The sequence below is a fragment of the Salinimicrobium sediminilitoris genome, from assembly GCF_020866905.1.
Taxonomy (GTDB): domain Bacteria; phylum Bacteroidota; class Bacteroidia; order Flavobacteriales; family Flavobacteriaceae; genus Salinimicrobium; species Salinimicrobium sediminilitoris.
In genome coordinates this window covers 154,589-179,978 of the sequence record NZ_JAIVCC010000005.1, presented here as the reverse complement: position 1 = coordinate 179,978, position 25,390 = coordinate 154,589, and the positions used below count along the sequence as shown (strand labels likewise).

Annotated in this window: 25 protein-coding genes; 12 read left to right on the top strand and 13 right to left on the bottom strand. The window is 41.8% G+C overall.

The features are described 5' to 3' along the window. Window positions 1-144: 144 nt before the first annotated feature. On the top strand, window positions 145-804 hold the full coding sequence (locus tag LA313_RS05910) for a Crp/Fnr family transcriptional regulator (protein ID WP_228913756.1): 660 nt from the start codon (window positions 145-147) through the stop codon (window positions 802-804). Between the two features lie 96 nt (window positions 805-900). On the opposite strand, the gene dinB is transcribed toward LA313_RS05910, so the two are convergent. After that, entirely contained in the window at window positions 901-1,998 is a 1,098-nt protein-coding gene (dinB, locus tag LA313_RS05905; RefSeq protein ID WP_228913755.1) for a DNA polymerase IV, read from the bottom strand. A 150-nt stretch (window positions 1,999-2,148) separates the two neighbouring features. Between dinB and LA313_RS05900 the strand changes: the two genes are divergently transcribed. From LA313_RS05900 to LA313_RS05885, 4 genes are read left to right on the top strand one after another with little or no spacing between them, the layout of a single operon-like run. Then, a complete protein-coding gene (locus tag LA313_RS05900) occupies window positions 2,149-2,811 on the top strand; it encodes an NAD(P)H-binding protein (protein ID WP_228913754.1) in 663 nt (220 codons plus the stop codon). Between the two features lie 9 nt (window positions 2,812-2,820). After that, the gene (locus LA313_RS05895; RefSeq protein ID WP_228913753.1) at window positions 2,821-3,306 is read left to right on the top strand and encodes a CYTH domain-containing protein; all 486 of its coding nucleotides are present in this window, start codon (window positions 2,821-2,823) and stop codon (window positions 3,304-3,306) included. Then, window positions 3,303-3,806, top strand: coding sequence for a YciI family protein (locus LA313_RS05890; protein WP_228913752.1), 504 nt, complete (start codon window positions 3,303-3,305; stop codon window positions 3,804-3,806). The genes LA313_RS05895 and LA313_RS05890 overlap by 4 nt, the downstream gene beginning before the upstream one ends. A 53-nt stretch (window positions 3,807-3,859) precedes the next feature. Further along, the gene (locus LA313_RS05885; protein WP_228913751.1) at window positions 3,860-4,786 is read left to right on the top strand and encodes a DUF5996 family protein; all 927 of its coding nucleotides are present in this window, start codon (window positions 3,860-3,862) and stop codon (window positions 4,784-4,786) included. Between the two features lie 59 nt (window positions 4,787-4,845). Here the strand turns inward: LA313_RS05885 and LA313_RS05880 are convergent, their stop codons facing one another. The 7 genes from LA313_RS05880 to LA313_RS05850 form a co-directional block, all read right to left on the bottom strand. Continuing rightward, the gene (locus LA313_RS05880; RefSeq protein ID WP_228913750.1) at window positions 4,846-6,249 is read right to left on the bottom strand and encodes an efflux transporter outer membrane subunit; all 1,404 of its coding nucleotides are present in this window, start codon (window positions 6,247-6,249) and stop codon (window positions 4,846-4,848) included. A gap of 3 nt (window positions 6,250-6,252) precedes the next feature. Next, window positions 6,253-9,390 (bottom strand): efflux RND transporter permease subunit, encoded by a 3,138-nt coding sequence (locus LA313_RS05875; RefSeq protein WP_228913749.1) that lies wholly within the window; start codon window positions 9,388-9,390, stop codon window positions 6,253-6,255. 9 nt (window positions 9,391-9,399) lie between these two features. Next, window positions 9,400-10,518 (bottom strand): efflux RND transporter periplasmic adaptor subunit, encoded by a 1,119-nt coding sequence (locus LA313_RS05870; RefSeq protein ID WP_228913748.1) that lies wholly within the window; start codon window positions 10,516-10,518, stop codon window positions 9,400-9,402. 17 nt (window positions 10,519-10,535) lie between these two features. Further along, the gene (locus LA313_RS05865; protein ID WP_228913747.1) at window positions 10,536-11,024 is read right to left on the bottom strand and encodes a GbsR/MarR family transcriptional regulator; all 489 of its coding nucleotides are present in this window, start codon (window positions 11,022-11,024) and stop codon (window positions 10,536-10,538) included. Between the two features lie 90 nt (window positions 11,025-11,114). Then, window positions 11,115-11,894 carry a phospholipase A gene (locus LA313_RS05860; protein ID WP_228913746.1) on the bottom strand — a complete coding sequence of 260 codons (780 nt, stop codon included), beginning with the start codon at window positions 11,892-11,894 and terminating at the stop codon, window positions 11,115-11,117. A 214-nt stretch (window positions 11,895-12,108) separates the two neighbouring features. After that, window positions 12,109-12,375, bottom strand: a complete 267-nt coding sequence (locus LA313_RS05855; RefSeq protein WP_228913745.1) for a hypothetical protein — start codon at window positions 12,373-12,375, stop codon at window positions 12,109-12,111. 395 nt (window positions 12,376-12,770) lie between these two features. Next, window positions 12,771-13,847 (bottom strand): isoaspartyl peptidase/L-asparaginase family protein, encoded by a 1,077-nt coding sequence (locus tag LA313_RS05850; protein ID WP_228913744.1) that lies wholly within the window; start codon window positions 13,845-13,847, stop codon window positions 12,771-12,773. Window positions 13,848-13,964: 117 nt separating this feature from the next. Between LA313_RS05850 and LA313_RS05845 the strand changes: the two genes are divergently transcribed. From LA313_RS05845 to LA313_RS05830, 4 genes are all read left to right on the top strand, one after another. Further along, complete coding sequence (locus LA313_RS05845) at window positions 13,965-14,486, top strand: 3-hydroxyanthranilate 3,4-dioxygenase (protein ID WP_228913743.1); 522 nt, start codon at window positions 13,965-13,967, stop codon at window positions 14,484-14,486. Window positions 14,487-14,569: 83 nt separating this feature from the next. Continuing rightward, window positions 14,570-16,129 carry an L-piperidine-6-carboxylate dehydrogenase gene (gene amaB / locus LA313_RS05840; protein WP_228913742.1) on the top strand — a complete coding sequence of 520 codons (1,560 nt, stop codon included), beginning with the start codon at window positions 14,570-14,572 and terminating at the stop codon, window positions 16,127-16,129. Between the two features lie 144 nt (window positions 16,130-16,273). Then, on the top strand, window positions 16,274-16,852 hold the full coding sequence (locus LA313_RS05835) for a nuclear transport factor 2 family protein (protein ID WP_228913741.1): 579 nt from the start codon (window positions 16,274-16,276) through the stop codon (window positions 16,850-16,852). A gap of 98 nt (window positions 16,853-16,950) precedes the next feature. Next, complete coding sequence (locus LA313_RS05830; protein WP_228913740.1) at window positions 16,951-17,328, top strand: hypothetical protein; 378 nt, start codon at window positions 16,951-16,953, stop codon at window positions 17,326-17,328. 5 nt (window positions 17,329-17,333) lie between these two features. Here the strand turns inward: LA313_RS05830 and LA313_RS05825 are convergent, their stop codons facing one another. Next, window positions 17,334-18,275 (bottom strand): EamA family transporter, encoded by a 942-nt coding sequence (locus LA313_RS05825; RefSeq protein ID WP_228913739.1) that lies wholly within the window; start codon window positions 18,273-18,275, stop codon window positions 17,334-17,336. Window positions 18,276-18,383: 108 nt separating this feature from the next. Here LA313_RS05825 and LA313_RS05820 point away from each other — a divergent pair, with 108 nt between their 5' ends. The 3 genes from LA313_RS05820 (at window position 18,384) to LA313_RS05810 (ending at window position 21,606) form a co-directional block, all read left to right on the top strand. After that, complete coding sequence (locus LA313_RS05820) at window positions 18,384-19,559, top strand: CapA family protein (protein ID WP_228913738.1); 1,176 nt, start codon at window positions 18,384-18,386, stop codon at window positions 19,557-19,559. Window positions 19,560-19,706: 147 nt separating this feature from the next. Next, the gene (locus tag LA313_RS05815; RefSeq protein WP_228913737.1) at window positions 19,707-20,786 is read left to right on the top strand and encodes a linear amide C-N hydrolase; all 1,080 of its coding nucleotides are present in this window, start codon (window positions 19,707-19,709) and stop codon (window positions 20,784-20,786) included. A 268-nt stretch (window positions 20,787-21,054) separates the two neighbouring features. Continuing rightward, entirely contained in the window at window positions 21,055-21,606 is a 552-nt protein-coding gene (locus LA313_RS05810; protein ID WP_228913736.1) for a hypothetical protein, read from the top strand. Between the two features lie 39 nt (window positions 21,607-21,645). On the opposite strand, the gene LA313_RS05805 is transcribed toward LA313_RS05810, so the two are convergent. The 4 genes from LA313_RS05805 to LA313_RS05790 all read right to left on the bottom strand — a co-directional run bounded on the left by LA313_RS05805 (window position 21,646) and on the right by LA313_RS05790 (window position 25,378). Beyond that, the gene (locus LA313_RS05805; protein ID WP_228913735.1) at window positions 21,646-22,650 is read right to left on the bottom strand and encodes an acyl-ACP desaturase; all 1,005 of its coding nucleotides are present in this window, start codon (window positions 22,648-22,650) and stop codon (window positions 21,646-21,648) included. Window positions 22,651-22,751: 101 nt separating this feature from the next. Further along, window positions 22,752-23,480, bottom strand: coding sequence for a metallophosphoesterase family protein (locus LA313_RS05800; RefSeq protein ID WP_228913734.1), 729 nt, complete (start codon window positions 23,478-23,480; stop codon window positions 22,752-22,754). Window positions 23,481-23,482: 2 nt separating this feature from the next. Further along, window positions 23,483-24,619 carry an ATP-binding protein gene (locus LA313_RS05795; RefSeq protein WP_228913733.1) on the bottom strand — a complete coding sequence of 379 codons (1,137 nt, stop codon included), beginning with the start codon at window positions 24,617-24,619 and terminating at the stop codon, window positions 23,483-23,485. A gap of 6 nt (window positions 24,620-24,625) precedes the next feature. After that, the gene (locus tag LA313_RS05790) at window positions 24,626-25,378 is read right to left on the bottom strand and encodes an SDR family NAD(P)-dependent oxidoreductase (RefSeq protein WP_228913732.1); all 753 of its coding nucleotides are present in this window, start codon (window positions 25,376-25,378) and stop codon (window positions 24,626-24,628) included. Window positions 25,379-25,390 lie beyond the last annotated feature (12 nt).

Below are 25,390 nucleotides of genomic sequence, written 5' to 3'. Positions count from 1 at the left end.
TTGTTAAAATTATACATATAAAGTTAAGATGTAAGTGAAGATGATTGTTAGAAAAGCCTGTCAAGTATTCTACTAAAAAAAAAGAATTAAACCTTTTTATGTTGTCTGAGATATTACCTTTGTAAGTTAGAAATATCACTTTTCATGAATAAGGACTATCTTAACCTTGAACTATTCAATACTCTGTCATTAGATGAAAAAGAGCTTTTAAAAAAGCACTGTACGGTCGTAATTTTTGACGAGACAGAAGTTCTTTTCAAACAAGGAAGTTTTGCAGTTAACTGTTATCTCTTTTTGGATGGAATAGGCAAGGTTGTTTATAGCAACAAGGGAAGAAAGAGGATTGTGAAATTATTGCATGCAAATGATATAGTAGGATTAGACTATATTTTCACAACAGAGAATTACCCCTACAGCGTTTACACCATAACTAAATGCGAAACACTCGTTATACAGCCCGGCTTTATAAAGAAGATGTTCCTGGCAAATCCTGTTTTTGGGATGGAATTATCCAAAAGATTGAACCGAACCTTGTCAAATACTATCTCCTGGCTAATTAATCTGGATTTTAAAAATATTGATGGCGCGGTTGCCATGTTTTTAATGACTTATTATGGCTATACAACCAGAAATAAGACTCTCTTTTTATCAAGGATAGAAATTGCTGATATCATTGGCTATTCAAGAGAAAGTGTAATTCTTACTCTAAAATCATTTGGAGAAAGAGGCTACATTCAAACAGCAGGAAAATCAATTATAATACTGGAACCTGAAAAATTAGAAGAAATAATTAGGCTAAGCTGAAGTTTCTACGTCACCAAAATAAGGAAAAACCTTCCATTGTAATTCTTTTTAAAAATTTTCTTTTTTTTCCTCAAAAGGTCAGATGATTTCCTGGTTCTAAAAATCAAACTTCAATTGCACCGCGATCTCCTTCTTCTCTTCCTTTTGCTCTTCTTTATCGGTATTGAGGTTTGAAAGCGAAATACCCAAAAGGCGCACACTTTCCTTCATCTTTTCCTGGTACAGCAAATCCTTTGCAGTTTCTAGAATGAGATTTTTAGAAGAAACAAAGTAGGAAAGGGTTTTGCTCCGGGTCTGGAGCGTAAAATCGCTGTATTTGATCTTAAGAGTAATGGTTTTTCCTGCCACTTTATTCTTTGCCAGTCGCCGCTCAATTTCTTCGGAAATATTCTGCAGCCGTTCGAGCATAAATATTTCTGAAGATATATTCTCCTCAAAGGTTCGTTCTGCACCCAGAGATTTCCTGATGCGCGAGGGTTTTACTTCGCTGTTGTGAATCCCCCGAACTACATAGAAATAATATTCCCCGCTCTTTCCGAAGTTATCATTAAGAAAATCCAGGGATTTATTTCTAAGATCTTTTCCCGTGAAAATTCCCAGTCTGTACATCTTTTCTGCTGTTACCTTTCCCACGCCGTAGAACTTTCTAATCTCCAGGTTTTCCAAAAAAGCTGCTACATCTTCGGGAGGAACGGTTTTTTGTCCGTTAGGCTTATTAACATCACTTGCTACCTTGGCAATGAATTTATTAATAGAGATACCTGCAGAGGCATTCAGGCCCGTCTTTTCTTTGATTTTTTTACGAATTTCCCTCGCGACAAGAGAGGCGCTGGGATTTCCCTTTTTATTTTCAGTTACATCCAGATAAGCTTCATCGAGAGATAAAGGCTCTACCAGATCGGTATATTCAAAAAATATATTTCTTATACGCTGCGAGATCTCACGGTATCGTTCAAATCGTGGTTTTACAAAAATGAGGTCGGGACAATTGCGCTTTGCCAGCACACTGCTCATGGCACTTTTCACACCAAATTTTCGGGCTTCATAACTTGCTGCAGCCACTACTCCGCGCTGGGAACTACCTCCCACGGCAATAGGTTTTCCTTTCAGTTCAGGATTATCCAGCTGTTCCACCGAGGCATAAAATGCGTCCATGTCTACGTGAATGATCTTCCGCTGTTTTGTCTCCTCCATCGCTGTAAAATTAGTGAAACTTCTGCTTCAGGTTTGCCGAAGTTCTTCCGCAGGTTAAATTTTCCGCAGAAAAACCTGTTCCCGTTTTCCCTTTTTTGACAGGCTTTGATTTGAGTCTAAAATCGGTTACCTTCATAAAAAACAATTGCAATGAAAACAGCGATCATATTAGGAGCTACCGGTCTTACCGGCGGGGAGCTGCTCCATAAACTGCTTGAGGATGATAGATACAGCAAGATCAAACTTTTCTCCCGCTCTTCCACAGGTGTCAAAAATGACAAAATTGAAGAACATTTAGTTGATCTGTTCGAGCTGGGGAAACATTCCGAAGATTTTAATGCCGACGAGGTCTTCTGCTGTATCGGGACTACCCAGGCTAAAACGCCAGATGAGGAGACCTACTACAAAATCGACCATGGAATCCCTGTCGAGGCTGCAAAACTGGCGAAAGAAAATGGAATACCTCGTTTTATGGTAATTTCTGCCCTGGGAGCCGATCCTGATAGCCGCTTTTTCTATAATCGCACTAAAGGAGAAATGGAACGCGATGTGCTGGCGCAGGGAATTCCCGAAACTTATATTTTTGAGCCGTCCCTCATCGCCGGAAACAGGGAAGAAAACCGGCCTTTTGAAGCCGCATGGAAAAAGGTGATGAGCGTGGGAAACCATTTGCTCGTGGGACCTCTAAAAAAGTATCGCAGCATCCATGCAGGTTCGATCGCAGATGCTATGATCTATGTGGCTAATAATAAATATGCCGCCACCCGAATTGAATCCAGGGAGATTAGAGAAATTGCAGAGAGTTATCGTTAAATTTAGGAAATGCAGGAAATAGAGAGAAAATTTCTCATTTTGGACAGCCCCGATTTCAGGGAAGAGGCTTTTAGCAAGACCAGGATCGTGCAGGGGTATCTTAACTCGGCACCCGAAAGAACTGTGAGGGTGAGAATAAGAGGGGATAAGGGTTTTTTGACGATTAAAGGCAAAAGTAGCAGTGACGGACTTTCCCGTTATGAATGGGAAAAAGAAATACCTTTACTTGAAGCTGAAGAACTTTTGAAGTTATGTGAGCCGGGGAAAATTGAAAAATTCCGTTATGAGATCAAGGTAGAAAATCACATTTTTGAAGCCGATGAATTTCTAGGTGAGAATGAAGGTTTATTTTTGGCTGAAGTTGAGTTAAATAATGAATCTGAAGAAGTGCAGAAACCTTTGTGGCTGGGTAAGGAAGTCACCGGAGACCAAAGATATTATAATTCCTATTTGAGTAAGTTTCCTTTTAAAGAATGGCAAACAGACAGATTATGAAAAAACCGATTGTTCTAATCGCTGCAATCATGCTAACGCTGGCCTGCAACCAAAGTAAGGATACCAGGGGCATTCCGGGGCCCGAGGAAGTTGAGGCGCGACAGCCAGACCTAACCCGCAATATTGAACTGGAGGCAGAGGAGTTGCAAAAGCAGGGGTATCAAACCTTTGTTTACGACGAGGCAGGGGAAAAACACCTTTTGCAGCAATATTTTATTGTATTTCTTAAATCGGGTACGAATAGGAGTCAGGATTCTGTTACAGCTGCAGAGCTTCAAAAACAACATTTGGCACATCTTAGCCGAATGGCCAATGAAGGTTATATGAGTCTTGCCGGTCCCTTTGGTGATGATGGAGAGATTCGGGGAATTGCAGTTTATAATACTCCAACTATTGAAATGGCCGATAGCCTGGCCAGGCTTGACCCTATGGTTGAAGCGGGAAGGCTTGATATAGAAATTCATCCGTGGTGGGCAGCCAAAGGTGAAGCGTTGAAGTAAATCCCAATCTACTTTTTCTTAGCATTCTTAGAGGCAGTTAAAACACTATCGCTATGGAAAAGAACGCCCTTCCCCGGCTGCAGTATAAAGGCAGCGAACAGCAAAAATTGACATTACATCTGTTTTTCCAGATCATGGGAAAGATCAGGATGAGTTGTAGTCCCCGAAAGAATCACTGGTGGTATATTACGCTATACGTAGATACAAAAGGTTTCACCACAGGACCTGTTCCTTACAAAAACGGGTTTGAGACCTTTACTCTTTTATTGAACCTGCACAATCAACGCCTGGAGGTGTTTACATCTGGAGGAGAGGAGGCTTATTTTGACATTTTTGAAGGAATAACTGTGGCAGAATTTTACCGGCAACTAAAGAACATTCTGAAAAGGTTTGGTATAGAAACAGAAATACTGGAAAAACCTTTTGATCTTAACATCGATAAAGGCTTCAGGGAGTTAGAAGAGATAAGTTCTTTTGACAGGGAATATGTTCAGCGATATTGGAAGGTGATGCTGTGGGCATCAAATGTTTTCAAGGACTTTAGTGGCCGGTTCTATGGCAAGACCTGTCCGGTTCATCTTTACTGGCATTCTATGGACCTGGCGGTGACAAGGTTTTCGGGTAAGAGGGCGCCAAAAATGCCTTCTGAAGCAAGGATTTCAGACAAGGATGCTTACAGCCACGAGTGCATTAGCTTCGGATTCTGGCCCGGTGACCCCAATATTCCTGAACCTGCATTTTACTCTTATACCTTTCCGGCACCTGATGGCATTGAAAAAACCGACCTAAAACCGAAACAGGCGAAGTGGGTTGAGAACAAAGGTAACTGGCTGGCCATACTACCGTACAGGGATTTGCAGGAAGTAGAAGAGCCCGCCACTGTTCTGCTGGATTTTCTTGAAAGTGCTTATCAGGCGGGTGCCCGGCTTAAGGGTTGGGATTTTGAGGATCTAAAGGTGCCGCCTTTAAAGGACCTTTAAACAAAAAAACTGCCCCCAAAAGAGGGCAGCTCCAACAACTAAAAATCCAATCATGAAAATTATTCCCAGCCGCCTCCCAGCGCCTGGTAGAGATCTACTATTGAACTTAGTTCATTAAACCTTATATTGACAAGCTCCAGCTGTGCATTAAGTGCATTTTCTCTCGCAGTCAAGACTTCCAGATAATTTGCGAAGCCATTATTGAGCAATTCTTCCGAATAGGAAGTGGCCAGATCATAGGCTTCGAATTCGTTCTGTTTTATATCCAGCTTTTTGTCGGCTGCGGCATAATTGTACAAAGCATCTGAAACCTCACCGGAGGCTTCCAGTATTGCCCTCCTAAATTCCAGAAATGCAATCTCCTGTTGTGCCTGCGCTACTTCATACTGAGTTCTTATTTGTCTCCTGTTGAAGATGGGCTGGGTAAGAGAACCTACCACACTTGCAAAAAGGGAATTGGTGTCGATAAGATCTGCCAGGTCCAGACTCTGGAATCCGCCGTTGGCGGTGAGTCGCAAAGCAGGATAAAAGTTGCTCCTGGCCACATTGGTGAGCTGGAAAGCGTTCACGAGGTTGTATTCAGCGGCAATAACGTCTGGTCTCATCCTAAGCAGTTGTACCGGTACTCCCGTTCTTAGCTCAGTATTCAGCTCCTGTAGCCCCAGCTCGGTTCTTTCAATGGAATGTGGCGCTTCCCCCAGCAAGATGGAAAAGGTGTTTTCAAGGAGCCTTATCTGGTTCTCCAGGTCTATTACTACTGCCTGTGCGCGGTAGAGTTGAGCTTCAGTTTGCTTAACACCAACTTCGGTTACATTCCCGGCCTGTTTGAGGGCTTTTATAGTTTCAAGGCTGTTCATCCTGTTTGCCACTGTTTCTCTTGTCACCTCCAGTTGCTCATCAAGAGCCAAAAGTTGATAATAGAGATTGGCAATGTTAGCTACTAGCCTTGTCTTTACGGCCCGGTGTGCTGCCACAGTTTGGAGATAGGCTGCTCTCTGTGCTCTTTCATTGCTCTTAATCCTTCCCCAGATATCGGCTTCCCAGGAAAGATTGGCCGTTGCATCATATTGTGTGGTGGAACCGCCAAGGAAGCTTCCAAACTGACTGTTTTGCGCAAGTTCCTGGTGAGCTACCTGAGCCGATACGCCAAGCGTTGGCAGGTACTGTGACTTCGCCTGTTTCAGGTAAGCACCCGCAGCCTCTATTTGCTGCAGGGCTATCCTTATATCGATATTATTCTCCAGCGCCCGGTCAATATGATTTTCAAGAACAGGATCTGTAAAAAGTTCTCTCCATGAAATTTGTGCCATGGAGATGGTATCTGTAGGAAGTTGATCTGTTCTGTAAGTTTCTGCCTCCACAACTTCGGCAGGGCGGGAGTATTCCTTAGCCACAAAGCACGACTGCAGGGAGAGCAGGACAGCCGGGATTAGAACGAACTTGTATATTTTGGTTTTTCTCATTTTCTAAAGGTTTTCATTTGCTGCTTTAGGTTGACCTGTCATTTTTTCCTGCAGCCACTGGAAGAGAATAAAGAGGATAGGAATAATGAAAATTCCAAGTAAGGTTCCTATCAGCAATCCGCCAACAGCCCCTGTTCCTATAGATCTGTTTCCGGCAGCTCCCGTTCCAGTTGCAAAAACCAGCGGAAGAAGTCCCACGATAAAGGCAAAGGAAGTCATAAGAATGGGCCGTAATCTTGCCTGTGCTGCGCCAAGGGCAGAATCTACTATTGAATTACCGGCGTTACGCCTTTGTATGGCAAATTCCACGATCAAAATGGCATTTTTGGCAAGTAATCCCAGCAGCATGATGAGTGCGATCTGGAAATAGATGTTGTTCTCAAGACCCGTCAATGCTGTGGTGACATAAGCTCCCATCACCCCAACCGGAAGTGAAAGCAGTACCGCCAGGGGCAGTAAATAACTTTCGTATTGTGCCGAAAGAATGAAAAACACGAACAGAATACTTAAAAGGAAGATAAAAGTAGTTTGATCTCCTGCGGAAATCTCTTCCCTTGTTAATCCCGAGAACCCAATGTCGAAGCCTTCCGGAAGGGAGCCTGTTCCTACTTCCTGCACTGCAGCAATAGCATCACCCGAAGAATATCCGGGAGCCGCTGCACCATTCACACTGGCCGAATTGAACAGGTTGAACCTGGTAACTGATTGTGGTCCATAGACCCTGCTAAGAGTGACAAACTGAGTGATTGGTGCCATCTCGCCCTGTGCATTTCGCACAAAAATCGAATTTAGATCATCTACTGTCGCTCTATCCTCAGGTAAAGCCTGAACAAATACACGATATTGCTTTCCAAAGCGGGCAAAATCGGCAGCGTAAACAGATCCTATATAAGACTGAAGGGTGGAGAAGATAGTTCCTATATCTACTCCTGCTTCTTTGGCTTTTGGAATGTTGAGGTCTATTTCGTACTGCGGATAGTTGGTATTAAAAGAACTCCTGGCATAAAGGATCTCCGGTCTTGCAGAAAGATCGGCCAGGTAGTTCTGGGTAGCGTTATCGAGCTGCTCAAAACTACCGCCAGTACGGTCCAGAACCTTCATCTCAAATCCCGATGATGCTCCAAAACCGGGCACACTTGGAGGCTGGAAAAAGAGAATATTTGCATCACTTATCCCTGCAGCCGTACCAAAGAATTTTCCAATAATTGCTTCGGCCGACATGCCCTCTTCAGTACGTTCATCCCAGTCGTCGAGCTTGATAAAGCCAATTCCATAGTTACTTCCGGCACCACCTAAAAAGCTGAATCCGTTTACTACAGAAACCACATCCACTCCGGGAATTTGCTCTACCCTTCGGGTTAATTCCGCAGTAACTTCCGCAGTTCTGTCAAGGGAAGCTCCGGCAGGAAGTTCTATATTGGCGAAGATCATTCCGCGGTCCTCATCGGGTACAAAACCTGTTGGCGTTGTAGCCGAAGCCCAGAAGATCGCTCCAACTGCGGCCAATATGATCACCCCGGTGATCCATTTATGCTTGTATAAGAAGGAAACTGACTTGACGTATTTCCTCGTGGTAACGTCAAAGGCGACATTGAAGGTAGAAAAGAAGCGTTTCAAAAAGCCTTTTCTCTTGCCTTCTTTTTCATGATGAGGTTTTAGAAATAATGCACAGAGAGCCGGACTTAAAGTTAAGGCGTTTACTGCTGAAATAGCAATCGCAACCATTAACGTTACCCCAAACTGCTCATAAAATACTCCTGTAGGACCCGTTATAAACGTAACCGGGATAAACACCGCACCCATCACCAGGGTAATGGAAATAATTGCACCTGCAATTTCTTCCATGGCAGAATGTGTCGCTTTTTTGGCATTTTCGGCACCCTGTTCCAGCTTCGCATGTACTGCTTCTACCACCACAATGGCATCATCTACTACAATACCAATAGCAAGTACGAGCGCGAACAGCGTAAGCAGGTTAATCGAGTAACCAAACAGGTTTAGGAAGAAGAATGTCCCAATGATCGAGACCGGTACCGCTATGGCCGGAATAAGAGTAGACTTAAAATCCTGAAGGAACACAAATACCACCAGGAACACCAGTAGAAAGGCCTCAAAAATGGTAAGAACCACCTTGTTTATAGAGGCATTAAGAAACTCATTGGAATCAAAGTTTATCCTGGTTTCCAGTCCTGTGGGAAAGTTTTCTTCCAGTTCATCCAGCTTTTGGTGAACATTCTCGATGATCTCCTGTGCGTTTGAGCCGGGCGTTTGGTAAACACCCATACTCACCCCGGGTTTTCCGTTTGTGAAGGAGATCACGTTGTAACCCTGTGCGTCGAGTTCTACATCTGCAACATCTTCAAGCCTTAGAAACCTTCCGTCGTCTAGGGCTTTGATTACAATATTCCGGTAATCTTCTTCGCTGTTGTATCTACCGCTGTATCTTATTACATACTCAAAAGCTTCAGCATTATTTTGACCTAAAGATCCCGCCGCAGCTTCCTGACTTTGCTCATTGATCGCTCCAATAACATCGGCAGGAATAAGATTGTAAGCAGCCATTTTCTCGGGCTGCAACCAAATTCGCATTGCATAGGTTTTGGCTCCAAAGACGTTTACATCCCCAACCCCGTTGATCCTTTTTAATTCGGGGATCACGTTGATGTTGAGGTAATTCTGGATAAAAGTAGCGTCGTAGGCATCATTTTCAGAAACTACTGTGAAGAACATCAAAGCACTTGTTTGCTGTTTTTGAGTAGTCACCCCACTCTGGGTAACTTCCCGCGGAAGCAAAGGAGTAGCCCTGGCTACCCTATTTTGAACGTTTACCGCAGCAATATCGGGATCTATCCCCTGTTCGAAAAAGACCTGGATACTTGCACTACCGTTGTTACTGGCAGTAGAGGTAATGTAATCCATACCCTCCACCCCGTTGATCTGTTCTTCAATGGGAATAATCACACTCTCCAGTACCGTGGCAGCATTTGCCCCGGGATAACTGGCATTCACCTGCACCGTTGGGGGTGCAATATCGGGATATTGGGTCACCGGAAGGGTGGTGATCGCGAGGACCCCCAACATAACTATAACTATGGAGACTACTGTAGATAGAACAGGCCTCTCTATAAAAGTTTTCAGCATTAGTCTTTCTTATTTAAAGATTGGTTTGATGGAAGTGGCAATACTGTCAAAGGAAACCGGCTGCGGAACAATAGGCGTATTATTTCTTAACTTACCTACTCCCTGAGCAACGATCTTATCTCCCGGCTTAACTCCCTCTCCTACCACAATTAGGTTCTGCACGCGATCTATGACCTGGATAGGAACTGAAACTGCAAGGGTATCACCCTGCACTCCATAAACATAAACTCTTCCCTGTTGTTCAAAGGAAGCAGATTCGGGCACTACCGGAACATCTTCATAAGTGCGGGGAATTCTTATCCTTCCGCTGTTCCCGCTGGCAAGAATTCCATTAGGATTAGGGAACATGGCCCTGAAGCCTACTGTTCCTGTGGAAGGATCAACCTGTCCCGTTACCGTCTGGATCTCTCCTGTTTCTGAATAGATCCTGTCATTTACCAACTGCAGTTGAACCGGCGGAAAATTCTCAATTTTTTCTGAAATATTTTCTCCTTCGGCATTTTGAAGGAAGTTAAGATAATCCCTTTCATTCATTGAAAAGAAGGCGTAGACCTCGTCAATATCCGAAACTGTTGTAAGTGGAGTAGGGTCTCCCGCACTTACTAAAGCCCCTTCCCTAAAATTAATGGCTCCCACATTACCATCTACCGGGCTTTTAATATTGGAATATCCTATACTGGCTGCTATGCTACTGTAACCGGCTTTTGCCTGTTCAAGTCTTGCTTTTGCTGTTTCCAGCTGTACAGGACTAATAATTCCTTTTTCTACCAGTGGTTTTAGCTTATCAACTTCAACCTGGGCAGCGTTTACATTAGCACGGGCGGCACCGGCTTCCTGCGAAAGAGATTCCGTTTCCAGTCTAAAAAGGATCTGTCCCTTTTTTACCTTTTCACCTTCATCTACCAACACCTGTGTAATATACCCCGGCACCTTGGCCCTAACCGCACTATTTATAGTACCTTCTATGCTTACCGGGTAAGATGTAAAGCCTGTAACAGTTCTTTGCGGTACTTCTATTACCGGGAATGGCATAGCACCACCTTGCTGTGCCTGGCCTGCATTCTCATCCTGGCAGGAGATCATTGTAAAGACACTTAATATTAGTCCTATATAAATTATTTTTCTCATATTTTCTTTCTGTGGTGTTAGTTGTTTCTTGATAAGATCTTGTTTTTAAATTTCTTTACTGCAGTCGAAGTCTCCTCCAAAAAGGTGAGAAAGTCATCCTGAAATTCAAGATCAAATTGAAAATCTGCTGTCTCTTCTGCCTCTTTGTTACACTGTTCTTTATACTCTCTAATCTTTAAATGCAGCTTTTTCTCATTCTCCCATTTGTTGATCATTTCCTCCATGACATTGAGAACGAGGTTTGGATCCACAATAAAATATCTCTTACGGTCTCCTGTTTTAGTAAAATATTTGACGCGATTGGTATTTTGAAGATGGTCCAGATGGTTTGAAATTGTGCTCTTGCCCGCCTGTAATTCACATACCAACTGGTCAAAAGTCATCCCTTTCTTGCCGGACAGTATTAAAGTAGAAAGAATGCGTGCCGCAAGAGGAGCAAGGTGATCTCCCTCCAGATGCACCCCTAGCTCTTCTATAAGATTTTTTCGTTGAATTTCTAAATCCATTTTTCTTTCCTTCTGAAGTTTGAAGCTGCAAAAATAGGATTAGTTCGGAATTTTCCGAACAATTAGAACCTTAAATTTTAGTTAAAGGAATTATAGGAAATTCAGGTCGTCTGATTTCATTACGAAACCAACCCTTATCATACTGCGGAGTTCCTTGAATGCAATAAGACTTTCTGCATAGCCGTAGTACCACTCCGCCATGAAATTAATGCTCTTCATTTCAAAAGGGCTGTACAAAATCCTGGTCCTTAGCGCACCTTTAAGTTCCCAGTTGAGTCCTTTTTGAGCCATAATTTCAAAGGACCACAGTTCGGGTTTTATTTCAAAAGAATAATTTACTTCCCCAAGCCCAACATAATCGGGGAGATCCGGGTTATCTTTTTTGTATCTAAAGGGCCACCATACCTCTCCGCTTAGGGTGTGCCTTTTTCCCAGATCGGCATGAAAAGCCAGGGCAATTTTATTCCAGCTTCGGGAATAAATACTGTCGCGGCCGTTGGATTCATGTTCGAATTTCAGAAATGCCATTCCCAGTAGTTCGTCTTTTTTGTCAAAAACGGGAAGTCCCAAGTTTAAACCCGGCTTAAAATTGATCTCCTGAAAAGGTTTTGATTTGTCATAGATATCCCAGAAAGCTTTTTGCGTATAGGTGAGAAAGAGATAGGAATCCCAGGGAAATTTATTGCGGCTTAGTAAATATCTAAAGCTAACCTGGTATTTAACATCTGCAGTTTGCCGGGTGATGTCCTTATTAAGCGGCACCCCCGAAATGAAGTAGTTATCTTCATACAGGGAGAAGGCGGGCATGTCATTGATGGTATCCTTGATCTGTTCCCTGGAAAGTCGCTGCCCCTGGAGGTTAGCACTCATTAGAAAGAAGCAAAGAAAAGAAAGACTATGAATAACGGTTATCCATATTTTGCGGGGATATGAACGTTCTATTTTCATACCGCGAAATTAAATCTACTTCAGCTTTTTAGAGTGAGAAGTAAGGCTAATTTTGTGTTAACCTTTAACTTTTCAATTTTTCCAAAGTTCCAAACTTTGGAAAAGTTGAAAAGTTGAATTTGTCTTCTTCTGAAGATCAAAAAGGAAAATTGTAAAGCTTTGGACGGGAGTGAATAATTTTAAAATTTTGGACACCGTCATAGATATCTAAAACTTCTTTTCTTAAAAGAAAGGTGGGATTATCTGACACCAATGTGTTGTAGGAGGAGTGTTTCCATTCATGAGGTGTCTCTACAATATTTGCAGCCACAGGATTGTTGTGGATGTAATGGATGAGCTGGTGTAAATACTTTTCTGAATCTATATCCTTTCTTTTGAAATTCTTCATGAAAAGACTTCCCATTCTATTTTGCTGTTTATTAAAAGCCTGGGAGTATGAACTGAAAAGTTGGAAAATTTTTTACTGCAATACAATCCGATTTTTTCTGAATTCGAGAATCCCGAATTGTGAAAATCTTCGACAGATTTGATTCTAATTAGAAAATGAAAATGGTTTGGCATCAAACAATAGCAGTAAGTTTCTGCGACTGGTGTGATATGTTGTTGATACTTCTGTAAAAAGAATTCGTAGTTCCCGGGATTGGCGAAGATTTTTTCATTGCCATTACCACGATTATAGATGTGGTAGAATTTATCGGGTTCTAACGGTATCATAGTAAAAAAATAAAAGGGCAAGAGCAAAGAGCGAAGAGCTTTTCCAAAGTTTCAAACTTTGGAAAAGCTAAAGAGTAGAATATTCTACTCTCCATAGATCCCGATTTCCAGTTCACCATCACGGTTCATTTTCGCCCGGTACATTCCGGCGGTGTTGAACTCCATGGCCACATTTCCTTCATGGTCAATGGCAATAATTCCTCCGTCACCACCAAGAGCCGGAATCTTTTTCTGTATCACTTCCCGGGCAGCTTCCTCAAGACTTAAACCTTTATACTCCATAAGCGCCGAAATATCGTACGCTACCATTCCGCGGATAAAGAATTCCCCCCAGCCGGTGCTGGAAACTGCCACTGTTTTATTGTTGGCGTATGTGCCTGCGCCAATTATTGGCGCATCTCCAATTCTGTTGTATCGTTTATTGGTCATTCCACCGGTGGAAGTTCCTGCCGCAAGATTTCCGTTCTTATCAAGCGCGGCACAACCCACTGTTCCGAACTTGGAGTCTTTAATATAGGGATCCAAAAAGGCCGTTTTTTGATCATCATGATCCAGCTGGGTCTTTTCCTGTTCCCTTATGCGTTGCAGGCTTTTATACCTTTCTTCGGTATAGAAATACTGCGGGTCAACAATCTCGATCCCCTGTTCTTCTGCAAATTTTTCGGCACCTTTTCCTGCCAGTAACACATGTTCAGAATTCACCATTACCTCATAGGCAAGATTAATTGGGTTTTTAATTGTGGTGACTCCGGCAACTGCACCTGCATTAAGGGTTGCTCCATCCATTATGGAAGCATCCAGTTCGTTGGTGCCTTCATTTGTAAAAACAGCACCTTTACCGGCATTAAATAATGGGGAGTTTTCCATCACATTTATGGTACGCTGCACTGCCTCTAGGGCTGTACCGCCATTGGCAAGGATCTCATGCCCTGTTTTTATTGCTTCCTCCAGCTTTGCCTTGTATTGTTGTTCCAGGCTGTCGCTCATATTTTCTTTTAGGATGGTCCCGGCGCCACCGTGAATGACGATTCCAAAATTTGGAATGGTGTCTTTTTCTTCTGAAGCAACTTCAGGTGTTTCAGAATTTACTGAATTTTCTTCAGCAGAATTATTGCAGGCAAGGGTTCCAAAAAGGGCAAAAACGAGAAGTAATTTTTTCATGATCTTAAATTTTCTGAAGGAAAGTTAAGAAAAAAGGGTGGTTTGGCATTCAACTGCTGCTTTGGAAGATATCTTCAGGAAAAGATTCCGTAAATTTAGGGTCCTAAAACAAAATCTATGGCCATAGCAAAACCTTTTAATCTTAACAAATGGATAGAGCAAAACAGGGACCTGCTCAAGCCGCCGGTGGCCAATAAAAGTTTATATCCCGATGCAGAGGATTACATTGTAATGGTTGTGGGTGGACCAAATACCCGGAAAGATTACCATTATAATGAAACAGAAGAACTCTTTTATCAACTTGAGGGACATATAAAAGTTCATATTCAGGAAGAGGGGCAAAAGCGGACTTTTGAACTCGGGCCGGGAGATATGTATCTCAATCCTTCAAAAGTGCCACATTCTCCAGAGCGTACTGAAGGTTCGATAGGGCTTGTGGTAGAGCGAAGAAGAACAGATATTGATGCCAAGGATGGCCTGTTGTGGTTCTGTGAGAACTGCAACAACAAACTTTATGAGGTCTATTTCCCTTTACATGATATAGAAAATGATTTTCAAAAGCATTTTGATCATTTTTACCAGAGTGAGGAGCTGCGCACCTGCAACAATTGTGGGACTGTGATGGAGAAGCCGAAGTAGACTGCAGCTGTTCAAGGCTTTCCTCTTTAATTTTTTTATATTCGCAACAATCCGAACAAATCCATAACAAAACAACAACTAGAATGAGCGCAATTGCAGAAAAATTTGGAATAAATCAGGCTTTAAAAGAGCTTGGTCTTAATGTAGACGAAGTTAATAAAGGTACTTCAACCGGGAAGGAATGGTTCTCTTCGGGAGAGGTGATCGAATCCTATTCTCCTGTAGACGGAGCTTTAATTGGAAAAGTGAAGGCTACCACAGAAGAAGATTATAATCGTGTAATTGAAACTGCACAGGAGGCTTTCAAAACCTGGAGAACTATGCCGTCGCCTCAAAGAGGAGAAATAGTGCGTAAATTTAATGATGAATTGCGCCGACTAAAGGAACCTCTTGGAAAACTGGTTTCTTACGAAATGGGAAAATCTTACCAGGAAGGTCTTGGAGAGGTGCAGGAAATGATCGATATCTGCGATTTCGCAGTTGGATTAAGCAGGCAGCTGCATGGTCTTACCATGCATTCTGAACGTCCCGGCCACCGTATGTACGAGCAGTACCACCCGCTGGGAATTGTGGGAGTGATTTCAGCTTTTAATTTTCCTGTAGCCGTTTGGTCCTGGAACACTGCCCTTGCATGGGTATGTGGGGATGTTTGCGTTTGGAAAGGATCTGAAAAAACACCTTTAACATCTGTAGCCTGTCAAAATATCGCAGCCAGAGTATTTTCAGAAAATGGTCTTCCCGAAGGAATTTCCTGTTTGATCACTGGAGATTATAAAGTGGGCGAAATGATGACCAATGATAAAAGAGTTCCTTTAATATCTGCAACCGGATCTATAAGAATGGGTAAAATTGTTGCCCAGGCAGTAGCTGCAAGATTGGGTAAATCTCTTCTCGAGCTTGGAGGAAACAACGCGATCATCGTAACTCCCGATGCTGATATAAAAAATACAGTAATAGGAGCAGTCTTTGGAGCCGTGGGTACCTGTGGACAACGTTGTACTTCTACCAGAAGACTAATTATTCACGATTCTATTTATGATAAGGTAAAAAACGCCATTGTTGATGCCTATAAACAAATACGAATAGGTAATCCATTGGATGAAAATAACCATGTAGGTCCGCTTATCGACAAGGATGCAGTAAAAAATTATCAGGCTGCTTTAGACAAAGTAGTTGAAGAAGGCGGAAAGATCCTCGTGGAAGGCGGAGTGCTGGAAGGAGAAGGTTATGAAAGCGGTTGCTATGTAAAGCCGGCAATTGCCGAAGCCAAAAATGAATATGAGATCGTGCAACACGAAACCTTTGCACCGGTTCTTTATATAATGAAGTATTCGGGAGACCTTGAAAATGCCCTGGAATTACAGAACGGAGTGGTACAGGGGCTATCTTCTGCAATTATGACCAATAACCTTCGCGAAGCAGAGAGATTCCTTTCTGTGGAAGGATCTGACTGTGGAATTGCCAATGTGAACATTGGTACTTCCGGAGCCGAGATAGGCGGAGCTTTTGGAGGTGAAAAAGAAACCGGTGGCGGAAGAGAGTCTGGATCTGATGCCTGGAAAATTTATATGCGCCGACAAACAAATACTATAAATTATACAACAGAGCTGCCATTGGCACAGGGAATAAAATTTGATTTATAGTATTTAGCAGATAATGCAGAATATTTAGAAACCCGCTTCATAAGAAGCGGGTTTTTTTATCATAACTACCTCACAATTAAGATTTAATAATTACTTTTTCAATGATTTTAAATTATCTTTAATAGAATTTTAAAGGGTTGACTTATGAGAAAGATAACTTTTTGTGCGGTAGTTCTTTCATTATTTTATTTATCCTGTAATAATAAGAACTCTGAAGCTGAGGAACCTGTTGTTTCGGTAACCGGGTCTAATTACGAGGTAGCATCAGAAAAGTTTGCTGAAATGAATGAAAAGGCCATGACCCATTTGGCAAATTTTGAATATGATGAGTGGAGCAATATGCTGGCCGATGATGTAGAGTATTATTTTCCCGATGGTGATGCAGACAGGACCATAATAAAGGGAAAAGATGAAGTTGTAAACTGGTGGAAAAACTGGAGAAAAACTTCCGGGATCGATAGCATGGAATTTGTGGATTTAGTCACAATTCCTGTTAAAGCAAATCAGGAATTAAATTATTCAGGATTAACTGGGGTAATAACAATTACTTATTTTTCCAATCACATGAATTTCAACGGGCAGCCGGTAAATATCCGTTCTAATTCAGCCTCACATTTTAATCAGGATAGTTTAATTGACAGAATCTATACTTATTATGACCGTACTCCAATATTAGAGACCGTGGATAACAATATTCTGGAGATCGTGGCTAAAAGAGAATAACCAACAGGCTCATAAAAACCTCTTTTTCGGGAATTAAGATGTCCGAATATATACTGGCGAAAATTTTTTATCTTAGGAAAGACTAAGCCAGTAACGTTATGAAAAAAATTTACCTTCTCTTATTTATTGCCGGACTCTTCTTTGCATGTGTACCGGAAGATCATGTTTTGGAAATAGAAATAATCAACAACACTTCCCAACCGGTAAAAGATATTAAATTACTTACGGCCGGGGACAGGGTGTCATTTGCAGCCGATGTTTTACCTGCAGGACAGGATATAGCTCATACGCTCCAGGTAAAAGGTAATATAGCCGATGGAAAATACACCTTCAGGTTCACCAGAATCAATGGGGAACAAGAATCGGTTAAAGGAACTTATCATGAAGAGGGGGAAGGATACCTGAAGAAAACTTTAATTTTTGCAATTCAGGAACAGGCGGTGAATGTCGATCAAACAGTACTGGACATAAAGTAATTGAATTAATCTTCAGAATATTTAGCAGCCTTGCTGGTGAACCTTGACAGGATGACCAGCTTTTTCTTTGTATTGATAAAATATACTCCGGTTAACAGTACCGCAGCGGCAATAGCCGATTGAGTGGTGATCTGCTCGTTAAGAAAATACCAGCCCAGAATCATCGCGATAACAGGATTCACATAGGTGGAAGTTGCCACTTTTTCGGGAGAAACCACCTTCAGCAGGTAATTAAAAGAAGTAAAGGCAACAATACTTCCAAAAATTATAAGTAGTACCATAGAATACTGTACGGGCGTGCTCCAGGTGGTGGGAGTACTCCAGGGTTCATCAAAAAGAAAACTGGCAATACCTAAGATAATTCCTGCGGTGAACATCTGGTAGCCGGTATTCACAAAATGGTTTGTGGGTAGATTTGCTTTGCCTACAAATAAACTTCCATAGGACCAGCTAAGAAGGCAGGCAAAGATCATAAGGATGCCGAGTACAGAATTTTCATTTGAAGTTACCTGCTTCTGGCTTACCAGCAGGTAGATCCCAATTAGTCCCAAAGCTACGCCTACCATAGACATGGGCAGGATCTTTTTACCTTCAAGGATTCGCATGAATAACAGAACAACCAGTGGCTGCGCAGAAATAACTAAAGCAGCAAAACCGCTGTCAACGAACCTTAGGGCCCACACTACAACACCATTCCCAAAGGCCAGAAACAGAAAGCCGGCAATAACAGTATTAAAGAACTGGGCTCGGGTTATTCTCAATTTTTTCCCCATGGCCTTACTTATGGCAAAAATGAGGAGTCCTGCGGTGACAAATCTTATTGAAGCAAGCATGAAAGGCGGCAACTCGGTTACTGCCACCTTGTTAAGCAGGTAAGTCGAACCCCAGATCACATAGATTGAAAAGAAAGCAAGTAGGATAAAAAGAGGATTTTTCGACTGACTCATGCTGAAATTTTGCTGTACAAACTTAGCAATAAATCGGCTGCTACTGCTATTACCTGTAAATACATAATCCTGAAATTTTGTAACTTATATAAATTAAGGTTGCGAAAAATGCTGAAAGGAATATGTCTTTGTATTGGATTACTTACCGGCCTGTTTTGCACCGCCCAGACAGCTATGGAAAATAAAACTTTGAAGATCTTTCTTGCGGGGGATGTAATGACAGGCCGGGGAATTGATCAGGCATTAAAGTATTCTGTAGGGCCGGGAATTTATGAGCCTTTTATTAAGGACGCGCGCGATTACCTTTTTTTGGCAGAAAGGGAAAACGGAGAGCTGGAGCTCCCTTTGAGTTACAGGTATATTTGGGGTGATGCAATGAAAATTTGGGATCAAAGAGATCCCCATCTCAAGCTCATCAACCTGGAAACGAGTCTTACCACCCACGATGAGCCGTGGCCTGCAAAAGGTATACATTACCGCATGCATCCAAAAAATGTAAAGCTATTTGAAGTGGCCGATATCGACTACTGCAGCCTGGCCAACAATCATGTTCTGGATTGGAAAAGGGGAGGTTTGGTGGAAACGATGAAAAGTCTTGAAGATTCTAAAATAGCATTTTCGGGAGCAGGTAAAAATAAAAAGGAAGCAGCCGAACCTGCAATTTTTCAGTTGAATGGTGCAAGGGTACTGGTATATTCCTATGGCTCTCCCGGCAGCGGAATTCCTGAGACCTGGGCTGCTAAAAAAGACAGATCTGGGGTAAATTTCTTATCCGGTTTTTCCGAAGAACATTTACGGGAGATCACCAATCATATTGCTGCCGTAAAAAAGGAGGGGGATGTTGTGATTTTTTCTATTCATTGGGGACCGAACTGGGGCTATAATGTCCCGGAGGTTCATAGAAAGTTTGCTCATGGTCTTATCGATAAAGCGGGAGTGGATGTCATCTTTGGACATTCTTCCCATCACCCCATGGGACTGGAAATTTATAAGAAAAAGCTGATCATTTACGGAGCAGGTGATTTCATCAATGATTATGAGGGCATAAGCGGTCATGAAAAGTATAGAGGGGAGCTTTCTCTTATGTATTTTCCCGAGTTGGATCCTTCAACGGGAGATCTTTTAAAATTAAATATGGTGCCCATGGAAATAAGGAAGTTTAGCCTTCGCAGAGCTTCTAAAAAAGATGCTGAATGGTTGCGGGAGGTACTTGACAGGGAGAGCAGGAGATTTGGATTAGAAATAGATCTCAAAAATGACATTTTAGAAGCAGATTTCTTTTAATTTCTAAGGGCCTTCAAAAACTTTTTAATCTGTAGATACCAGCATATTCACTGTTCTTTTAAACGGATTTTTCCTAGTTTTTAGTTCCTGAAAGAGTTAAATTTATAGAAGTTTCTAAAATTTTCTTCATCCCTAAAGGAATAACGAATGAAAAAGAATTCTCTTGTTTGCATTCTCACCTTCTACGCATTTTTTCTTATCTCTTTTGAAGGTATTGCCTGCACCACTTTTTGTTTGCAGGACGGGGACCGGGTAGTCTTTGGTAGGAACTTTGACTTTCCCGTGGGTTACGGTCATGTGGTTATCAACAAACGTAATACTACTAAAGCGGCCATGATTCGCCCACCCGAAAAACCCTTTGAATGGACTTCTAAATTTGGCAGCGTCACCTTTAACCAGAATGGAAGAGAATTTCCATACGGGGGAATAAACGAAAGCGGACTCGTTATTGAGCAAATGGCCCTCAACGAATCCATTTATCCCGAAACAGACCATAGGTATGGTTTGACCGAACTACAGTGGATCCAATATCAGCTCGATAATTCGGCCAGTGTGGAAGAGGTTATAGCTTCTGAAAAATTTTTAAGAATTTCTCCGCAGTCGGTAGCAAAACTTCATTTTTTGGTGGCAGACAAAATGGGGAAGGTGGCAACTATAGAATTTTTAGATGGAAAGATGATTGTTCATACGGGAGAAGGGCTTCCGGTAAGCGCATTAGCAAATGACACCTATAAGAACGGTATGCGATATCTGAAAGATTTCTCGGGATTTGGAGGAACTAAGGACATACCTGTTTCTTCTGCACCTCTGGATCGTTTTGTTAATGCAGCAGTAGCACTTCAGGAATTTGACGGAGATGACTTGATAAATTATTCATTTAATATACTGGAAAGGGTAAAGCAGGAAGATTCAAGCACTCAGTGGAGCATTGTGTACGATCTCAATAATCTGGAGGTTTATTTTAAAACCCGAAATAATCCTGAACTTAGAAAATTTTCCCTGCAGGAAATGGATTTTGATTGTGATTCTCCTGTTCAATATGCCAATATAGATGAAGGATCAACTGCCGGGAAACTTCTGTTTGAAGATTTTTCGCCGGAAGAAAATGAAGATCTAATAAACAGGGTTTGGAGCGAAGTGGAATTTCTCTCTCCCCTCCCTTTAGAAGTAAGGAAGTATTACGCAGACTATCCCCTGACCATAAGGTGTGAAGAGCGTAAGATTTGAAAAAACCAGAGACTGATTAAAAAGGCTGTTTCACGTCAAGCTTTAATTTTATTCAGGTTCTAAGAGGTTCCATAATCGGAATAAAAGGTTCTGGTGTAAATTTTATAACCATAGTAAAAGATCGTACGCGGTAATTTTCGGTCTAAAATTTCTGTTTTTTGTATTTATAAAACGCTTAAATTTAGATAGGTAAAAGCACCTTGTGTAAAATCTCAGGATTTTTATCTCTCAAGATCTTAAGAAAGAGGTGGGGAAAAATGGGTTTAAGATGGCTAGAAAAAAGCTAAAACCGAAGAAACCTGTATCATGGGTAAAAAAGGAGCTTCTCAGCATTACCGCTGTGATTATCAGTGTCGGCACACTCCTCGTGTTTCTCTATCAAACTAATCTTGTGCGGAAGCAACAATATATGTCTGTTCTCCCTTATCTGGAGTTTGAGCATCACGCAGTTTTTTCAGACGATTATGAGCTAATTTTAAGAAATAAGGGAATAGGTCCTGCTTTAATAACCTCAAGGAACTTAGTTATTAAAGGGCAGAAATATGACCTTGACGTGGGAAGGTATCTTCAGGAGCATATGGTTTTAAAAGATTCGGTAAATTTTCTTATTTCGAATGTATCCATAGGAAATCTAATATCTGAAAAGGAAGGAATTTCAATGGTAGACCTTCAACCGAATTCCAGTAAAGCCGGCCTGGAGAAATTTTACAGCCTTCTTTACAATGACACTCTTGAATTTGTAGTGGAGTATGAATCTGTCTACGGAGAACGATGGCAGGTTAGCACAAAAGAAACTTCGCCAAAAAAACTGAAAAACTAGGAAGAACAAAAAACCCCGCAAAAGCGGGGGTTTTATATTTTATAAGGTGCCGTTTGGTGCTACCCATGCAAACTGGTGAGGATCCTGGGGAACTTTGATCCTTTCGGAGATCCTGGTCATCCTGTCCGGGAGTTTCATTAGGTAATCACGTGCTTTTTCAGCTTTATCTGTCAGGGAAGTCATCTTGTCGATTTCCCAGAATTCATTTAGTTTTTGGAGGATGTCAATATAATCGTGAGTGGTGTAAACTCCAAGTCTTTGAGCCGCATTCGAGAAGTTCTCAAAAGCTTCACCGATCCCCTGGCCCGATTCTCTAATAAACTGGGCAGGCATTACGATCTTCTTTTTCATCATATCCTCAAAAGCCAGCATCATTTCACTAGGGTCGTACTCAAAAATGGTTTTTACGAATTCCCTGTAGGCAAGGTGGTGACGCATTTCGTCCCCTGCAATAATATTACACATCTTCGCAAGCATTTTATTTCCTTTTTTTCTCGCCAGTTGGCCTACTCGCTTGTGAGAAATGTTGGTTGCCAGTTCCTGAAAGCTGGTATAAACAAAATTGCGGTAAGGATCACGTCCTGTTCCAATATCGAAGCCGTCGTTGATGAGGTACTGAGTGGTTTTTTCAACTTCTTTCATATCCACCCTTCCGGAGAGATAGAGGTATTTGTTAAGCGTATCTCCGTGGCGGTTCTCTTCTCCGGTCCAATGGCGAATCCATTTAGCCCAGCCGTTCTGCATTCCTTTTTGCTGCCCGTGCTGCTCCACTCCTTCCATGTCCATAAGCCAGGATTCGTAGGTAGGCAAAGCTTCTTCGGTCACCATATCGGCTACCAGCACTACCCAGAAATCATATCCCAGTTCCTTGGCCTCTTCCCGTATTTGGGTGACCTCTTCAAAAAAACCTTCTTCCTGGGAATTGGGTAAAAGATCTGTAGGTTGCCATATTTCTTCAACGGGAATAAGATATTTTTCCACGAATTCATCAATAGACTTCTCAACAGTCTTCATTACTTCTAATCGAATATTCTCTAGGGCCATATAAAAAATTTAAACATGTAGGTTCAATAACCGCACCAAATTAACGTATTGGTAATCTACAAAGATAAGAAGTTAATAGAGGAAGCATCTTAAAAATAATCTTAATTTCTACCCGATTCTTCGGGATAAAGAGTGTGGACAGGATCACTTTGAACAAGCTCCCCGGAATTCACGTCAAGTAAAGATATTTTCCCCATAAATGCTGCCCCTGTATCGACATTGCAAACATTGGCAAAACGGGTTGGTTTGTCCCTGCCTATCCTCGTCACGGGCGTGTGTCCAATATAGATCTCTTTAAAAAGAGCTAATCGTTTAGGATACTCCGTGTCACCGGGTTTTAGATTGGGATCTATGCTCATTGCCATTTCCCAAAGCGTACGGTCCCAGTAAAAAGAAGTGGGAGTATATTCTTCTTCTGGACCTTTTTGATTCGTAAAACCTGCATGAACAAATAAGCGATTTTCTTTATCAATATAATAATTGACCATTTGATCGAAGAAGATTATGTGTTCTTCTTTTTCTTCTTTTGAGAACTGCCGGTATGCGTCTATACTGGACTGCCCACCATGCTGCAGCCACTGGTCATTCTGCTCTCCCGTCTTAAGCCAGCGATGAGTAAGATCATCATGATTTCCACGCAGAAAAATACAGGTATTTTGTTTTGCAAATTCTATGAGATAAGACACCACATTTGCCGAATCGCTCCAGCCATCTACATAATCTCCCAGAAAGATTATTTCGTCCTCGGGGGTGATTTTTGCACGTTCGAGCAACTGCACCAGGGCTTTTAGCCCGCCATGTATATCTCCTATTACAAGAGTCCCTCCCATTCTTAGTTGTATTTTACTTTTCGAAGGATCCTTAAACTGTCTTTGTACTGTTGATAGATCCTTTCATCATATCTCCTTAATTCATCTTTTGAATCTTCAAGCTTTTCGAGTGCCTCATTAAAGCCATTAAAGTAGCACAATAAATAAGTGGCCGGCAAATTGTAAAGATCCTTTTCTTCAGAAGGGGTTAATTTTAAATTTTGTCTTAGTTTGCTTACCAGGGTAATATTGGAATTATAGATATGGTAAAGTGTCTTTTTTTCAAATTGTGGAGGCTCAAAAAGCATATTGGTCTTGATCTCATATGTAGCATTATCCTTAAAAAGTATCTTCACTTCCTCCAAAGGATAATAATGGAATCTATCATTAAGTCCAAGTCGTACATGTTCCAGGATCGTAAAAAGATCTTCTGAAATTTCTATGCTCACCTCATCAAGTTCAGAATAAAAAAGCTTTACCTGCTCATTAATAAGTTCAATGTCCACTCTTGAAAAATATGTTTTTCCACTAAGTTCTTTTTTCTTGCCGCTCCAGCAAATGACAAAATATTCTTTAAAGACTTTATAGGTTGGACTCAGGTTTTCATGTCTCCCCATAAAATCGAGTACCCCATCCAGGGTCATTTCGATGTTGTTTTGGGAATGAGCTTCAATAGACTCAACAATATGGGAATTATCACTTTGTGTCCCGCGGGAGAATTCTGAAGAAATACTTATGCTACCCTCCCTCACAAAGATGCTGCCTGCAGAATATTTCCATATTCCTTTTCGCAAAGAGCAGGTTCTGCCTTTATTCGGCCTGATGGTTACCAGTCCTACCACCAGTTCCCCCGGCAAATGCGGAAAGGGAATATTTTCATAAGACACCAATGGCGGATTATCCAAATAGGCATTTACAAGGTTCTGTATCTTGCTGTCATCAAAGAAATCCACACCCTTCACCTCATTATCGGCGTCTTCCACGCCAATAACCATAAAGGAATTATTGTTGGGATTAGAATTTGAAAGGGCGCAAATATGTTTTAGAAATTTGGCCTTACCTTCTCTTTCAGCAAGGTTGATCTGGCGCTTTTTATCATAAAAACTGTTTTCGCTGTTATGCGCTAGCAGGTTTTTTATAAGAAGGCGCTTGTTGATCATGGTTTCCTATTCCTTATGCACAATTGTGGAACTGGCCTGGGCTGTAGGCAATACCAAAAGATCGGCAATATTTACATGAGCAGGACGGGTGACCATAAAAACTACCAGCTCTGCAATGTCCTCGGGTTTTAAAGCCTGGTATCCCTCATAAACAGATTTCGCCTTTTCTGAATCTCCTTTAAACCTCACTTCGCTAAAATTCGTCTCCACCAATCCGGGATTTATGGCGCCTACCCGTATGCCTTTTCCGTTTAGGTCGATGCGCATTCCTTTATTCAGGGCGTCGACGGCGTGTTTACTGGCGCTGTAGACATTTCCGTTGGGATAGACTTCTTTTCCGGCAAGGGAGCCAATGTTGATAATGTCTCCAGAACCCCGTTCTACCATTTGCGGAATGATCTCCCTGCTCACATACAAAAGGCCTTTTACGTTAATGTCGATCATGGCGTCCCAGTCATCCAGGTTTCCGGTTTGGATTGGGTCGAGACCATGCGCATTTCCTGCGTTGTTAACGAGCACATCAATTTTTCTGAATTCCTGCGGAAGATTTTTAATTGCTTTACTTACTTCTTCCTTATTGCGGACGTCAAACTGAAGTATTTCAACTTGTACATTATCCTGAAGCCGGGTTTTGAGATCCTGAAGGGCTTCTTTTCTTCTTCCGCAGATAATCAAATTGAAACCGGCTTTGGCCAGGGCAATGGCTGTTGCTTTTCCAATCCCGCTGCTGGCTCCTGTTACTAAAGCTGTCTTACTCATAGGTGTCAAAAA